Source organism: Agrobacterium sp. CNPSo 2736 (assembly GCF_004005385.1).
In the GTDB taxonomy this organism is placed as follows: domain Bacteria; phylum Pseudomonadota; class Alphaproteobacteria; order Rhizobiales; family Rhizobiaceae; genus Agrobacterium; species Agrobacterium leguminum.
This window is the reverse complement of the sequence record NZ_RZTX01000010.1, coordinates 26411-40199: the sequence shown is the minus strand read 5'-3', so window position 1 is coordinate 40199 and position 13789 is coordinate 26411. Positions and strand designations below refer to the sequence as shown.

Annotated in this window: 14 protein-coding genes; 8 read left to right on the top strand and 6 right to left on the bottom strand. The window is 59.0% G+C overall.

Annotated features, from left to right (window positions below):
• Nucleotides 1–148 precede the first annotated feature (148 nt).
• Genes EM858_RS16900 through EM858_RS16885 form a run of 4 tightly spaced genes read left to right on the top strand, consistent with a single transcriptional unit; the run spans nt 149 to nt 3502 of the window.
• Nucleotides 149–907, top strand: coding sequence for an ABC transporter ATP-binding protein (locus EM858_RS16900; protein WP_127757346.1), 759 nt, complete (start codon nt 149–151; stop codon nt 905–907).
• Nucleotides 900–1604: an ABC transporter ATP-binding protein gene (locus EM858_RS16895; RefSeq protein ID WP_164865461.1), complete on the top strand. Its 705-nt coding sequence runs from the start codon at nt 900–902 to the stop codon at nt 1602–1604. Before EM858_RS16900 ends, EM858_RS16895 begins: the two co-directional genes overlap by 8 nt.
• A 34-nt stretch (nt 1605–1638) precedes the next feature.
• Nucleotides 1639–2526, top strand: a complete 888-nt coding sequence (locus tag EM858_RS16890; protein WP_127757344.1) for a branched-chain amino acid ABC transporter permease — start codon at nt 1639–1641, stop codon at nt 2524–2526.
• A 1-nt stretch (nt 2527) separates the two neighbouring features.
• Entirely contained in the window at nt 2528–3502 is a 975-nt protein-coding gene (locus EM858_RS16885) for a branched-chain amino acid ABC transporter permease (protein WP_127757343.1), read from the top strand.
• A 73-nt stretch (nt 3503–3575) separates the two neighbouring features.
• On the opposite strand, the gene EM858_RS27690 is transcribed toward EM858_RS16885, so the two are convergent.
• Nucleotides 3576–4358, bottom strand: a complete 783-nt coding sequence (locus EM858_RS27690; RefSeq protein WP_127757342.1) for a carbon monoxide dehydrogenase subunit G — start codon at nt 4356–4358, stop codon at nt 3576–3578.
• A 197-nt stretch (nt 4359–4555) separates the two neighbouring features.
• Between EM858_RS27690 and EM858_RS16875 the strand changes: the two genes are divergently transcribed.
• From EM858_RS16875 to EM858_RS16860, 4 genes are read left to right on the top strand one after another with little or no spacing between them, the layout of a single operon-like run.
• On the top strand, nt 4556–5443 hold the full coding sequence (locus EM858_RS16875) for a xanthine dehydrogenase family protein subunit M (protein WP_127757341.1): 888 nt from the start codon (nt 4556–4558) through the stop codon (nt 5441–5443).
• Complete coding sequence (locus tag EM858_RS16870) at nt 5436–5915, top strand: (2Fe-2S)-binding protein (protein WP_127757340.1); 480 nt, start codon at nt 5436–5438, stop codon at nt 5913–5915. Before EM858_RS16875 ends, EM858_RS16870 begins: the two co-directional genes overlap by 8 nt.
• The gene (locus EM858_RS16865; protein ID WP_127757339.1) at nt 5912–6673 is read left to right on the top strand and encodes an N-acyl homoserine lactonase family protein; all 762 of its coding nucleotides are present in this window, start codon (nt 5912–5914) and stop codon (nt 6671–6673) included. The genes EM858_RS16870 and EM858_RS16865 overlap by 4 nt, the downstream gene beginning before the upstream one ends.
• The gene (locus EM858_RS16860) at nt 6670–9069 is read left to right on the top strand and encodes a xanthine dehydrogenase family protein molybdopterin-binding subunit (protein ID WP_127757338.1); all 2400 of its coding nucleotides are present in this window, start codon (nt 6670–6672) and stop codon (nt 9067–9069) included. Before EM858_RS16865 ends, EM858_RS16860 begins: the two co-directional genes overlap by 4 nt.
• Nucleotides 9070–9085: 16 nt before the next feature.
• Here EM858_RS16860 and EM858_RS16855 read toward each other — a convergent pair whose 3' ends face one another.
• From EM858_RS16855 to fba, 5 genes are all read right to left on the bottom strand, one after another.
• Nucleotides 9086–10069, bottom strand: coding sequence for a helix-turn-helix domain-containing protein (locus EM858_RS16855; protein WP_245483003.1), 984 nt, complete (start codon nt 10067–10069; stop codon nt 9086–9088).
• A gap of 598 nt (nt 10070–10667) precedes the next feature.
• Nucleotides 10668–11138: an RpiB/LacA/LacB family sugar-phosphate isomerase gene (locus EM858_RS16850; RefSeq protein ID WP_127757337.1), complete on the bottom strand. Its 471-nt coding sequence runs from the start codon at nt 11136–11138 to the stop codon at nt 10668–10670.
• The gene (locus EM858_RS16845) at nt 11135–11932 is read right to left on the bottom strand and encodes a triose-phosphate isomerase (RefSeq protein ID WP_127757336.1); all 798 of its coding nucleotides are present in this window, start codon (nt 11930–11932) and stop codon (nt 11135–11137) included. The genes EM858_RS16850 and EM858_RS16845 overlap by 4 nt, the downstream gene beginning before the upstream one ends.
• A complete protein-coding gene (locus EM858_RS16840; protein ID WP_127757335.1) occupies nt 11929–12702 on the bottom strand; it encodes a DeoR/GlpR family DNA-binding transcription regulator in 774 nt (257 codons plus the stop codon). Before EM858_RS16840 ends, EM858_RS16845 begins: the two co-directional genes overlap by 4 nt.
• 20 nt (nt 12703–12722) lie before the next feature.
• A complete protein-coding gene (gene fba, locus EM858_RS16835) occupies nt 12723–13787 on the bottom strand; it encodes a class II fructose-bisphosphate aldolase (protein ID WP_127757334.1) in 1065 nt (354 codons plus the stop codon).
• Nucleotides 13788–13789: the final 2 nt, after the last annotated feature.

Below are 13789 nucleotides of genomic sequence, written 5' to 3'. Positions count from 1 at the left end.
AATAAGATAAGCAGAGTTTTTACCGTCATGCAAGCTTGCATTATTAGACTTTGTGTGTTTTTCTAAAACTGCCTTTTGTGAGGAGAGGCACGTGGCGATCATCACCCGACGCCACCGGAGGAGAAAATCGAGCCGGTAGGGAGGACTCGTGCCGGAGAACGTACCCATCATCGAGGCGCGCAACTTGACGCGCTCGTTTGGCGGCTTCATCGCCGTCAACAATGTCGACATCCAGATTCGACCCGGAACGATCCACGCCCTGATCGGCCCTAACGGCGCCGGGAAGAGCACGCTGTTCAATCTGCTGACCAAGTTTCTTTCACCGAGTTCCGGCCAGATTTTCTTCAAGGGTCGCGACATCACGCAAATGGCGCCGGCCGACATCGCGCGGCTCGGCCTCGTGCGATCGTTTCAGATCTCGTCGGTCTTCCCGCACCTGAGCGCACAGGAAAACGTGCGAGTGGCGCTGCAGGCCCGCGAGCGAGAAACCTTTTCATTCTGGAAGTCCAACCAGTGTCTGAAACGCTTCGACGAGGAGGCGATGGCGCTCCTTGAAAGCGTCGGCCTTGCGGAAAAGGCGCAAACAAAAGCCAGCGAGCTTTCGTACGGACGCAAGCGTGCGCTGGAACTGGCGACCACACTGGCGCTCGAGCCGGACGTGCTTTTGCTCGACGAGCCTATGGCCGGGATGGGCACAGAAGACATCGGCAGGACGGCAGCACTGATCCGCCGCGTCGGCACGGGTCGCACTGTGCTGATGGTCGAGCACAATCTTGGCGTCGTCGCCGATCTTTCCGACACGATCACAGTGCTGCGCCGCGGGGAGGTCATTGCCGAGGGCGCCTATGCCGACGTCTCCACGAACAGCGAGGTTCGCAAGGCCTATATGGGAGGAGCCCATGTCTGAAACACTTCTAGACGTCACCAATCTTCAGGCCTGGTATGGCGAAAGCCACGTCCTTCACGGCGTGGAATTCAACGTCAGGAAGGGCGAGGTCGTCACCCTGATCGGCCGCAACGGCGCCGGCAAGACCACCACCCTGCGCAGCTTGATCGGCGTCGTCAGCAAACGGGCCGGCAGCAGCACCTATAAAGGCGTCGATCTCTTGCGAACGCCGGCGCACAGGGTCGCCCGGCTCGGCATCGGCTATGTTCCGGAGGAGCGCGGCATCTTCTCGACGCTGAACGTCCTTGAAAATCTGATGTTTCCACCCGCCTGGCAATCGGGCGGAATGAGCGTCGAGGAAATCTACAGCCTCTTCCCCAACCTTAAGGGCCGCGACACCACGCCCGGCACGCGGCTTTCCGGCGGCGAACAGCAGATGTTGGCGATTGGCCGTATCCTGCGCACCGGCGCCGATTTCATCCTGCTCGACGAGCCGACCGAAGGCATCGCACCCGTCATCGTTGAGGAGATCGGAGCGGCGCTCCGCATCCTCAAGGATCGCGGCATGACCATCATTCTCGTCGAACAGAACCTGCGCTTTGCAGCCTCCGTCGCCGACCGGCACTTCGTCCTCGACCAGGGAAAGGTCGTTGACGAGATTTCCAATGATGCGCTCGACGCCAACATGGACCGGCTGAACCGGTATCTGGGGGTATGATTGCCATGCGTACGCTTCAACAGGTCAAAATCAGATGACAGATTTTCTCGGGGTGCCGATACCCGTTCTCCTCGGCCAATTGCTGCTCGGACTAATCAACGGCTCATTCTATGCGCTCCTCAGCCTCGGGCTGGCGATCATCTTCGGCATGCTTAGCGTCATCAATTTCGCGCATGGCGCTTTTTACATGTTGGGCGGCTTCGTCGCCTGGTACCTGCTGTCGACACTTGGTCTTGGGTATTGGGGAACGCTCCTCGCGGCCCCCGTACTGGTCGGGTTCGCCGGCGCTGTGGTTGAAAAGCTGTTTCTGAAACGGCTTTATCGCATGGACCATCTCTATAGTCTCCTCTTGACATTCGGCATTGCACTGATGCTGGAAGGGCTGTTCCGACACGTCTTTGGCGCAGCAGGAAAGCCCTATCCGGTTCCCGCGGCGCTGACGGGCGGCATCAATCTCGGCTTCATGTTTCTGCCCATGTACCGCGCGTGGGTGATCGTGATCTCACTCATTATCTGCCTGCTCACCTGGATGGCGATCGAGAAGACCAAGCTGGGCGCGTATCTGCGGGCAGCGACCGAAAACCCCTCCCTGGTTCAGGCTTTCGGCATCAACGTGCCGCTCATGCTGACGCTGACTTATGCATTCTGCGTCGGGCTCGCTGGCTTTGCCGGCGCGCTTGCAGCACCTCTCTATCAGGTCAGTCCCGGCATGGGCTCGAGCATCATCATCACCGTCTTCGCGGTCGTCGTCATCGGCGGAATGGGGTCGATCGGCGGTGCGATCGTCACCGCGCTCGGTCTTGGTGTCATCGAAGGCCTCACCAAGACATTCTATCCGGCAGCCTCCTCGATTGCGGTCTTCGTCGTGATGGTGCTCGTGATCCTCATCCGGCCAGCCGGCCTGTTCAGCCGGGAGGCATGACATGAAAAGCGCAACCCTTTCCAACGCGGCTGCCACCTCCGGTCATAGCCAATTGATCGGACGCATCCTGCTGCTCGCCGTTGTGGCGATCATGCTGATCGCGCCGCTGGCAGTCTATCCGCTCTTCCTGATCAAGATCCTTTGCTTTGTGCTGTTCGCCGCGGCCTTCAACCTTGTGCTCGGCTACGCGGGTCTGCTGTCCTTCGGACACGCCGCCTTCTTCGGCGGCGGCGCCTATATCGCGGCCCAGGCCGCGAAGGTGTGGCAGTGGCCATTCGAACTGTCGGTATTGGCAGGGACGCTGTTTGCGACCTTGCTGGGGCTGGCCTTTGGAGCGCTCGCCATCCGCCGTCACGGCATCTACTTCGCCATGATTACGCTGGCACTTGCTCAGATGGTCTATTTCATGGCGGTCCAGATGCCCTTCACGGGCGGTGAGGACGGCATCCAGGCCGTGCCCCGCGGCTACCTTTTCGGCATGATCGACCTCAGGAATATCACTGCAATGTACTACACCGTGCTCGGCGGCACGGTCATCGGCCTCTTCATCATCTGGCGCGCGGTTAACTCCCCTTTCGGGCATACGCTGTCCGCCATTCGCGAGAACGAAACGCGCGTCACCTCACTCGGCCTGAAGCCGGAACGTTACAAGCTGATCGCATTCACGCTCTCAGCAGCACTCTCGGGCTTCGCCGGGTCGCTCAAGGCGATCTCCTTCCAGCTCGCCTCGTTGGTCGACGTTACATGGCACATGTCTGGGGAAGTCATTCTGATGACCCTTCTTGGGGGCATGGGAACACTGATCGGCCCAATCGTCGGCGCGACCATCGTCGTCGGGCTCGAACATTTTCTGTCGACCAGTGGGCTGCCGATCACGTTCATTATCGGCCTGTTCTTCGTGGTCTGCGTGATGATGTTTAGACGGGGGGTGTTCGGCGAACTGAAACTTCTCCTTGATCGACGCAAGAACAACTAGGGAGTCTTTCTGTGCAAGTTAAAATAAAAAGGCCGGAGCCCTCGCTCCGGCCTTTTTGCTGGAATGGGAAAGCCTAGTTCGAGATTCGCCCGAACAGGTAGCCGATGGCAGCCGCCATGATCAGTTGCGCGATGCTGGCAAGGTCGGGCGAGATGCGAGCGGGCGCATCCGCCGGTGCAAGGCTCGGCAACAGCCCACCATAGACCGCCCACAGGGCGACAAGGACGGAAGCAAAGACCACGAGCGCAAGCACCGGCCAAGAGACGCTGGAACCAGCAGCCACCCCGGCCTTCGCGGAAGGCTGGGCCACTGCCATTGTCGACGCCTCCCGCCGCGACGAAACGGCCCTTGCTTGTACCGGCGCGGGCCCCGCCCCCGCCGGCTGAACCGCCCCGGCTGCTTCCTGCGGGTTCTGGCGCGCCTGAATTTCCCCGGCAAATCGCTTGAAGAACTGGCCGGCCATTTGTTTCGCGGTCACGTCGATCAACCGGCCACCGAGTTGTGAAAGCTTGCCGCCGATCTGCGCGTCCACCGTATAGTCGAGCACGGTCCCGCCACCCGTCGCAGAAAGTTTGACGACAGCAATCCCCTTGGCAAAGCCTGCCACGCCACCCTGCCCTTCGCCGGTGATCTTGTAGCCATTCGGAGGATCCAGATCCGACAGTGTTACCGCCCCCTGGAACCGCGCCTTGACCGGCCCGACCTTCATGACCGCGACGGCCGCCATCTCTGTATCCGAAGATTTCGTCAGCTCCTGACAGCCGGGAATACAGACCTTGAGCACGTCAGGATCGTTGAGCGCGGCCCAGACTTCTTCCTTAGTCGCCGGGATCAATTGTTGGCCAGACATTTCCATGGATAATCCTCCTCACGTGTCATTAGAACGGAAACGCTCCGCTCCGCTCGATCTGCCTGCTTGACATTCTCCCTTTAAGTCTAATAATGCAAGTCAAATTTGGTATAGGCATCATCGATGGGAAATGATGTCGGAGGAGCAGTTATGGCACGATCTTCAGTCAGTGCGACGGCCGCACCGGCGGCACGGGCAAAACCATGAAGCCCGCACAGTTCGACTACAGCGCACCGGCAACGGTCGAAGAAGCGGCATCAATGCTCGCCGCATCGGCCGGTGACGGCAAGATCATCGCCGGCGGGCAGAGCCTGATGCCGATGATCAACTTCAGACTGGTGAAGCCCTCCATCCTTATCGATATTAACCGTATCGCTGGTTTGGATAAGATAGAGTTCGACGGCAGCCGGCTGAAGATCGGGGCGACCGTCCGTCATCGCATGACAGCCACCGATGCGCTCGTCGCCCGGCACCTGCCGGTCGTTCACGACGCTATGCATCACGTCGCACACATGACTGTGCGCAACCGTGGCACGTTTTGCGGCAGCGTCGCCCATGCGGACCCCGCAGCAGAAATGCCGATGATGACCCGCTTTCTCGACGGTACGATCATCGCCTTTTCCGAGCGTGGCGAGCGCCGCATCCCTGCCGCCGACTTCTTTGCCGGTTCGCTCGTAAATGCGCTTGACGAGGACGAACTCGTCACCGCGGTGGAAATCGACGCCATGCCAGAGGACGCCGGCTGGGGTTTCGAGGAATTTGCCCGCCGCCACGGCGACTTTGCGCTTGCCTGCTTCGCAACAACCTTTTGCGTCGAAAACGGTGCAGCAACCGGCGTTCGCGTTGGCATGATGGGCGTCGGTGAAACCCCGCTGCGCCTGCCGGAAATCGAAGAGATCGTCGAGGGCACCAACCTGTCGGAACCCGTTCTCGATACGGTGGCAGAGAGATTGGCAAACATCCTGACCCCCAATTCCGATATCCACGCGTCAGCGGATTATCGCAGGCATCTTTCCGGCGTATTGGCGAAGCGGGCATTACGCACAGCTTGGAACCGCGCCAATGGGAGGGAGATACGACGCCATGGCTGAAAAGCAGATCACTTTCAACGTCAACGGCCTATCCTACACGCGCGCAGTCGAACCCCGCATGCTCCTCAGCGATCTCCTGCGCCATGAGCTCGGCCTGACAGGAACCCATGTCGGCTGCGAGCACGGTGTCTGCGGCGCGTGCACCGTCCTCCTCGACGGGCGTAGCGCCCGCTCTTGCCTCACGCTCGCAGTGCAGGCCGAGGGCATGGTGATCGAGACCATTGAGGGGCAGGGCAGCATCGACCGGCTCGGTCGGGTTCAGGAGGCGTTTCGCCAGCATCATGGCCTGCAATGCGGCTTCTGCACGCCGGGCTTCATCATGGCGATCACCGATCTTCTCCGCCATCACCCGCTGGAAAGCGACGAGGAGATCCGGGAAGCGCTCTCCGGAAATATCTGTCGCTGCACGGGCTATGAGCACATCGTCAATGCCGTCCGCGAGCTCGCACGTGAAAGAGGACCCCTGACATGAAGATGCATTTTCTCGAAGGCGGCCGGCTGCGGATGCGCCGCTCGATCTTTGTAGCCGGAGCTGCAAAGGAAGAAACCATCGAACTGCCCGTCCACGCCACTCTGATGCGCCATACCCGGGGCAATGTGCTCTTCGACAGCGGATGCAATCCGGATGCGGCGATCGATGCCCAGGCACGTTGGGGCGGCCTGAGCAAGGTCATGACGCCAGTCTTTTCACCGGAGCAGACCGTCGTCCGCCAGCTCGAAGCCATCGGCCTGCAGCCCGACGACATCGACGTCGTCATTTGCTCCCATCTTCATCCCGACCATTGCGGATGCAATTCCTATTTCCGCAAGGCGACCATTCTGTGCCACGAAGCTGAGGCGGCGGCAGCCAGGGCCGAGGGTGCCGAAAACCTCGGCTACCTGCCCAGGGAATGGGATCAGCCCCAAGGCTTCCAGACGTTTGATACAGACCATGACGTGTTCGGCGACGGCCGTATCGTCGTCATGCCCATGCCTGGGCATACAACCGGCATGAGCGTGGCGCGCATAGAACTGGAAAAGGACGGCAACTTCATTCTCGCGTCGGATGCCGCCCCCCTCCAGGCCAATATAGACACCGGCATCGCGCCGAAGAACACTTGGAACATGGATCTGGCGGCTGCCTCGCTCGCGCGGCTCAAGGCCTTGCGCGACAGCGGCGACACGATCATCTCAGGCCATGACGACGTCCAGTGGCAGAGCCTGAGAAAAGGCCGGGAGTTCTATGAATGAAACACTCTGACCATTCCGTCGAGCTTCGTCCCAAGCTGGTTGGCAAGCGCGTCAAGCGCACGGAGGATCCTCGGCTTCTCACCGGAGTTGGGCAATATGTCGACGACATGGTGCTTCCCGGTATTCTTCATGTCGCGCTGCGCCGTTCCGACCAACCTCATGCGAAAATCCTCAACATCGATATCGGCGACGCCTTCTCGGTCCCGGGCGTCATCGCGATCTATGATGCAAGCGATCTCGAGGGAGAGATAAAGCCCGCCATTCCGACCTCACGCATGCCGGGCTATTACGCCACGCCGATCTGGCCGCTGGCACGGGGCAAGGTCCGCTACGTCGGCGAACCGGTCGTCGCTATAGTGGCGGAAAGCCGTTATGCCGCCGAGGACGCGCTGGAACACATTACTATCGAATACGAACCCCTCCCCTTCGCGATCCGGCAGGTCGATGCGGTCAAGGACGACGCGCCACTCCTGCATGAAGAGGCCGGCACGAATACGATCATCCGCCGCGAATTCAAACGCGGCGATGTCGACGAAGCCTTCAAGGAAGCGGCGGTGACCGTCAGGGGCCGGTTCCGGATGACCCGCAAGACCGCGGTCGCCATGGAAAACCGGTCCTATCTCGCCGAATGGGACAGCCGAAAACAATCGCTCACGCTCTACACCTCGTCCAATATACCTGGCGTTATCCGTGATGTGCTCTCCGGCTGTCTCGATCTTCCCGGAACCCGGATGCGCGTCGTCGCGCCAGATGTGGGCGGCAGCTTCGGCGGCAAGGGTTCTCTTTACGGAGAGGAAATTCTCGTCTGCGCACTGGCGCGGAAGCTGAAACGGCCCGTCAAATACATCAGCGACCGCCTCGAAGATCTTTCCGCCACCAGCCAGGCGTTCGACGAACTGATTGAGGCGGAATTGGCGGTTACAAAGGACGGCATGCTGATCGGCCTGCGTGCCGATGTCATCGGCGATGTCGGCGCCTACTCGATCTATCCGTGGACGGCAGCGCTCGAAACGGTGCAGGTCGTCAGCTTCCTGCCCGGCCCTTACCGGATGGAGCATTACCGCGGCCGTATTCGCGGCGTGCTCACCCCGAAGCCCCCCACCGGCCCCTATCGCGGCGTCGGCCGCCCCTCTTCAACGTTCGCCATGGAACGCCTGATCGAGATGGCGGCGCGCAAGCTCGGCATGGACTCGGTCGAATTTCGGCGAAAGAACCTTGTGAGGGATGACGAATTTCCCTATCGCACTGCCTCCGGTATCATCTGGGACAAGTCGGCCTTTCAGGAGTGTCTCGAAGGCGCCTGCAGGCATGTCGATTATCCATTGCTGGTTCGCGAGCGTGACGAGGCAAGAAAGACCGGCCGCTGGGTCGGCATCGGGCTTGCGAGCTATGCGGAACTCACCGGCATCGGATCGCGGATTTCGGTCGCTCCGGGCATGCCGATCAATACCGGGACCGAGACTTCCAAGATCGAGATCGACGCGACCGGCGCAATCACCGCCGCCTTCGGTATTTCGTCCCATGGCCAGGGGCTGGAAACGACGCTGGCGCAAGTCATCGTCGACGAACTCGGCTGCAAGTTGGAGGACATTGAGGTCAAGCACGGTGACAGCGCTCTTGTCCCAATGGCCAGCGGCACCTATGCCAGTCGCTCGGCCGTGCTCGGCGGTGGCGCGGCCACGCTTGCCGCCCGCGTCGTCAAGGCCAAGGTGCTGCGCGCCGCAGCCTATCTGATGGAGCAAAGCGTCGAGGAGCTAGACATTCACGATGGCATCATCAGCAGCCGAAACTCCAATTTGTCGATGACGTTGAAAGAGGTCGCCTCCGCCGTCTATACCCAGATGGGACGCATTCCACGCGACCAGCGCGAGGACCTGGCGGCATCGGAGACCTATGACCCCTATCTCGGAACTGCCTGCTCGTCGACGCATCTTGCCATGGTAGAGGTAGATTCAGAGACCTACGGTGTGAAGATCCTCCGCTATGTGGTGGCGGAGGATTGCGGCAAGATCATCAACCCGATGATTGTGGACGGACAGGTTCATGGCGCGGTGGCGCAGGGTATAGGCGCAGCTCTGCTCGAAGAGATCGTCCATGACGATCAGGGACAGGCGGTGGCGGCCAGCCTCGCCGATTACCTGGTCCCGGTGGCGAGCAGCGTGCCTGAAATCGGCATCGTCCATATCGAGGCCGATCTGCCCAATAATGTCGGTGGATTCCGCGGCATGGGAGAAGGCGGCACGATCGGCGCGCCGGCGGCAATCGCAAATGCTGTGTCCGACGCACTGGCTCATCTCGGTGTGTCGGTGGAGACACTCCCGGTCACGCCCGAACGGATCTTCCAGATGTTGCGCGAGAGACGCCAGGCATCCGCAGAAGCGACAGATGCCGCGTAATTCGATGATCGACCGGCTATAGGTCGAACTGATATCGGAGCAGATAGTCGGTATCCTTGGCCGCGATCGGCTTGCGGCATTCGGAACACACGACGATCGCCGAAAAATCCTGGCCACAGGTCTTGTGACGCAGTCGCATGGGCGGCTTTCCGTCTGCCAGCCAGCGATCTCCCCAGGCCATCATCACCAGCATCGGCTTGTAGAGATCAAGACCCATTTCGGTAAACCGATATTCGAACCGCTCGCCGGAATTGTATGGGACCTTTCGAAACACGCCAGCCTGCACGAGGCGAGCTAGACGATCGGACAGGATATTCGTCGCGATCCCGAGATTTTCCCGCATTTCTTCGAAGCGCCGCACACCGTTCCAACCTTCGCGGAGGATCAGAAAACTCCAGCGGTCGCCAATGATGCCCAGCGTGCGTGCCACCGAGCACGGTCGAACTCTCTCCAGAAGGGTTGGATCGGAGCTTCGTCTCGATGTAGGGCGATTTTCAACCGGAGCATAGCCTGCGCCAGGCCCGTCCCTCGGTGCCACCTCTTTGGCGGTGAATGGCTCAAGACATTCACCGCAGACGGTAACTGGATGGCAATTACATCCGCAGCTCTTGTGGATGAGTTGAAGCGGCGGCTCGCTGGAACCGGCCAGCCATTTATCGCCAAACTCCATTAGAGAAAGCATAGTTGGGAAAAGATCTTTGCCGCGCACCGTCAAAAAATACTGCTGACCCGGTTCATTTGGTCGTTTCCCGGTACTGAGAATCTCATTTGCAACGAGAGCAGATAATCTGGAAGAAAGGGTCTGCCGCGGAATTCCCAAACGCTGCTGAAACTTATCGAACCTGCGCACGCCAAAATAGGCTTCCCGAAGGATCAGGAAGTTCCAGGTGTCCAGAACGATCTCCATGGTGCGGCGCACAGATGATTGCTTCTGCATAGACAGAGGCTTATCCGAAAAAGCTGGGGGGATGTTTTCAATCTTCGTCGTCACGTCGTTCACGGATTGGAACCTGTCGCAAATAAGGTTACGTTGCGAACAAATATAGACAGCAAAGTCTGACAATGAAAGTTAATCCATGCTTCGGCTGTGGACAATACACCCTCGCCGGCGGCACAGACGATCCCGGTCTCCAAATAGAATGGGCAGACACCTGTTCCTCACGTATTGTCTTGCGAGAGCACCGCTGCGGCGATCGTCGCTTCGAACAGGGCGCCGGCAAAACGAGTGGGAGCCTGCCGAAGGCAGGGCCTACCGTTCCAAGGGGGCAGGTTTACGGCAACCGTGCGGTTATCACGAGGCGAGTTCACCCTCGCAGCCAAATGCGGGTCACAATCGTCCGGATTTTATGCATTCGTCGGAACATTTATATCCTGTCTATGTGAACTTGCCAGGCCGCTTCCCAGTCCATCGCAGAAACATCTGTGCGCATAAAAGAGTGCAGAAACTATATCTACACCGCAAAAATACCAGCACTCCCAGTTCGCTTTTAAACGTTCAAAGTTCGTTCCGCGAGCTCAATCAGCGGTCAACCACGGCTGGATACCTTAATACTTTGCTGCGTCCTGTTTCACCCTCATCTTGACGCCGGACTACCCGGTCAGATGTTTCCTGGCGCTGGTAGGTGATATTTGGCATCCAGCTGGTTGATCGCGTCGACATTGCCGACTGATCGCCCCCGCTGATCAAAATCCTGGCTCAGAAATGCTTCTGCGACTGCCTTGGCAAGTTCCGCACCGATAACTCGCGCACCCATAGTGATGATCTGAGCATTGTTGGACAAAGCGGCGCGTTCTGCGGAGTATGTATCATGGGTCAGTGCTGCGCGAATGCCAGGAACCTTGTTGGCGGATATGCACACGCCGATACCTGTTCCACAGATAAGAATTGCCTTGTTATAGGTGCCATCGATCACTGCGGAAGCGACCCGTTCGGAGAGATTGGCATAAAATGGATCGGGGCCAGAACCGGTCTGGGAAACCTCGTACACATCAAACCTGTTTTTAAGGTGTTCGGCGAGGATTTTGGCGAGACCTTCACCCGCGCTATCTCCTGCGATTGCGATCTTCATACCGTTTCTCCTTCGATTTTGCCGCTTATGATCGCGGTGCACTTGGTGATGATGTTGACGTATCCTTCGGCGTCCCACGCGGATCGCCCGATGAACAGCCCATCGATGTGCGGGCTGGCAATCAGCTCTTCGCAGTTGCCGGGATTAACCGAGCCACCGTACAGGCAAGGGATGCGAGCACCCAGTTCGGCCTCGGTGACAGCAATGATTTCCGCTTGTCGAGCGTCGGCGTAATCTGCTGTCGCTGGCGTTCCGCCTTCACCGATCGCCCAGACCGGCTCATAGGCAAACAGAATCCGCGACCGCCTCTGTTCGCCGGAAAGTTTGGAGAGCGCACCGGAAACTTGTTTTTTCAACACGTCCGATGCGCGGCCGCTGGAGCGTTCAACCAGGGTCTCACCGACGCAGATCAGGGGGACAAGGCCATGGCGGACCGCGGCTTCGACTTTCAAACCGACAGTCTCATCGGTCTCGCCAAAATGTTCCCGACGCTCCGAATGCCCGAGCTCGACAATATCAAGGTTGCAGTCGACAAGCATCGACGCTGAAATCTCGCCCGTCCAGGCGCCCTGCTCCGCCCAATGCATGTTCTGGGCGCCAACCATGATGTCCGTTCCGGACAGCAGCGCCTTGACCTGTCTCACCGCTGTGAAGGGCGGGATGACGAAGCGCTGGATGTGCTGGGGTGGCGTCCGAGAGAAATCTTTCAGTTTTGCTGCGAAGCTTAGAGCTTCATCCAGCGTCTTGTTCATTTTCCAACTTGTGCCAATCCAAAATCGAGGCTTACCGCTCAAGTTTGCTCCTCCGTTGCGATGGTGAGTTTGACGCGCGCATGCTCGAAGGTTTCGAGAACAGACCGCTCAGGTGTTTCATCCGTGATGACATTGTCGAAAGCGGCAAGCTCGGCCATGACGTGAAGTGCCGTGTGGCCGAACCGGTCGTGATTGACGAGCAGACATGATCTTTGCGATGACGCCATCATAGCCTTCTTTGCTCGGACAACGTTGTCATCCATGTGGTAGGCAAGGTTACCGCTTACAGCCGGCGTTGAAATAAAGGCGATGTCTGCGCGCAATTGAGAAAGTGCTGCCTCGGTGACCACGCCGAGATAAGCATTGAATTTTGCGGAATAGGCACCACCAAGGGAGATGAGTGTTATGCCGTTTTCGCCGCGCAGCCTGTCCAGGATCGCGACATTGTTGGTGATCAGCGTCAGCGGGCGTTTTTCCGGCAGCATTTCACCGAGAACGGCGGCCATCGACCCGTCATTGACCATGACCGTCATTCCGGGTTCAACGAGCTCCAGCGCGCGTCTCGCCATCGCGAGTTTTGCACGGTGTCCTTGGCGTTCGCGGATTCGAAAGTCGCTCTCGAACTGCGTCCCCGCGTCGACGGTTGCACCACCACGGACTTTGCGCAGCACGCCTTCCTTTTCGAGATCGTCGAGATCGCGATGAATGGTCATTTTCGACACGCCGAAGCGCTCTGCAAGACTGTCGAGGTCCACTTCGTGGTTCTCGACAAGGAGGTCGACGATCTGCTGCCTGCGCTCTTCCCGTTTCATGTTTACACGTCCTCTGTTGATCAGGTTAGCCTGGCAACGAGCTCTCCTGCTCGATACCGCTCCGCCATGTCCGCAAGAGAAATCGGTTTGATCCTGTCGGCATGACCTGCGCTACCAAACGCTTCGAAACGGTCGCGACACAACTTGGAAAGTGCGCCCATTGCGGGCTTCAACAATTTTCTGACGTCAAACTCAGAGGGGTTCTCCATCAGCACCCGCCTTATTTGGCCAGTCATCGCCATACGACAGTCTGTATCGATGTTGATCTTGCGGACGCCGTGGCGAATGCCGCGTTGTATCTCGGCAACCGGAACACCCCAGGTCGGTTTGATCTGCCCACCGAATCTGTTGATGATTTCCTGCAGGTCTTCCGTGACCGACGACGAGCCGTGCATCACCAGATGCGTGTTGGGGAGCCTTTGATGGATCGCCTCGATCACGTTCATGGCAAGGACATCACCATCAGGATGACGGGAAAACTTGTATGCTCCATGGCTGGTGCCCATCGCCACCGCCAGCGCGTCGACGTTGGTCGCGGCGACGAATTTCTGAGCTTCTTCCGGATCCGTCAGCAACTGATCATGATCGAGCTTGACATCGCCACCGTGGCCGTCCTCCGCTTCACCCATTCCCGTTTCGAGCGAGCCGAGCACACCGAGCTCACCCTCCACCGAAACGCCGCCCGCATGCGCCATGTCTACAACGCGTCTCGTCACGTCAACATTGTACTGCCAGCTCGCAGGCGTTTTGCCATCGGCTTCGATGGAACCGTCCATCATGACCGATGTGAAGCCGTTCTGGATCGCGGTGAGGCAGCTCGCCGGTTCGTTGCCGTGGTCAAGATGGATACAGACCGGGATTTGCGGGTATATTTCCGTGACCGCGTCCATCATATGGCGCAACATGATGTCGTTGACATAGGATCTGGCACCGCGGCTTGCCTGCATTATGACGGGCGAACTCACCTGGGCGGCAGCCTCCATGATGCCGAGCGCCTGCTCCATGTTGTTGATATTGAAGGCAGGAACGCCATAGCCGTACTCAGCTGCGTGATCGAGAAGCTGCCGAAGAGTGATGCGGGCCATAT

Coding starts and splice junctions, on each gene's coding strand:
- EM858_RS16895 (WP_164865461.1), top strand. CDS start 900: ATGTCTGAAACACTTCTAGACGTCACCAATCTTCAGGCCTGGTATGGC.
- EM858_RS16890 (WP_127757344.1), top strand. CDS start 1,639: ATGACAGATTTTCTCGGGGTGCCGATACCCGTTCTCCTCGGCCAATTG.
- EM858_RS16885 (WP_127757343.1), top strand. CDS start 2,528: ATGAAAAGCGCAACCCTTTCCAACGCGGCTGCCACCTCCGGTCATAGC.
- EM858_RS27690 (WP_127757342.1), bottom strand. CDS start 4,358: ATGGAAATGTCTGGCCAACAATTGATCCCGGCGACTAAGGAAGAAGTC.
- EM858_RS16875 (WP_127757341.1), top strand. CDS start 4,556: ATGAAGCCCGCACAGTTCGACTACAGCGCACCGGCAACGGTCGAAGAA.
- EM858_RS16870 (WP_127757340.1), top strand. CDS start 5,436: ATGGCTGAAAAGCAGATCACTTTCAACGTCAACGGCCTATCCTACACG.
- EM858_RS16865 (WP_127757339.1), top strand. CDS start 5,912: ATGAAGATGCATTTTCTCGAAGGCGGCCGGCTGCGGATGCGCCGCTCG.
- EM858_RS16860 (WP_127757338.1), top strand. CDS start 6,670: ATGAAACACTCTGACCATTCCGTCGAGCTTCGTCCCAAGCTGGTTGGC.
- EM858_RS16850 (WP_127757337.1), bottom strand. CDS start 11,138: ATGAAGATCGCAATCGCAGGAGATAGCGCGGGTGAAGGTCTCGCCAAA.
- EM858_RS16840 (WP_127757335.1), bottom strand. CDS start 12,702: ATGAAACGGGAAGAGCGCAGGCAGCAGATCGTCGACCTCCTTGTCGAG.
- fba (WP_127757334.1), bottom strand. CDS start 13,787: ATGGCCCGCATCACTCTTCGGCAGCTTCTCGATCACGCAGCTGAGTAC.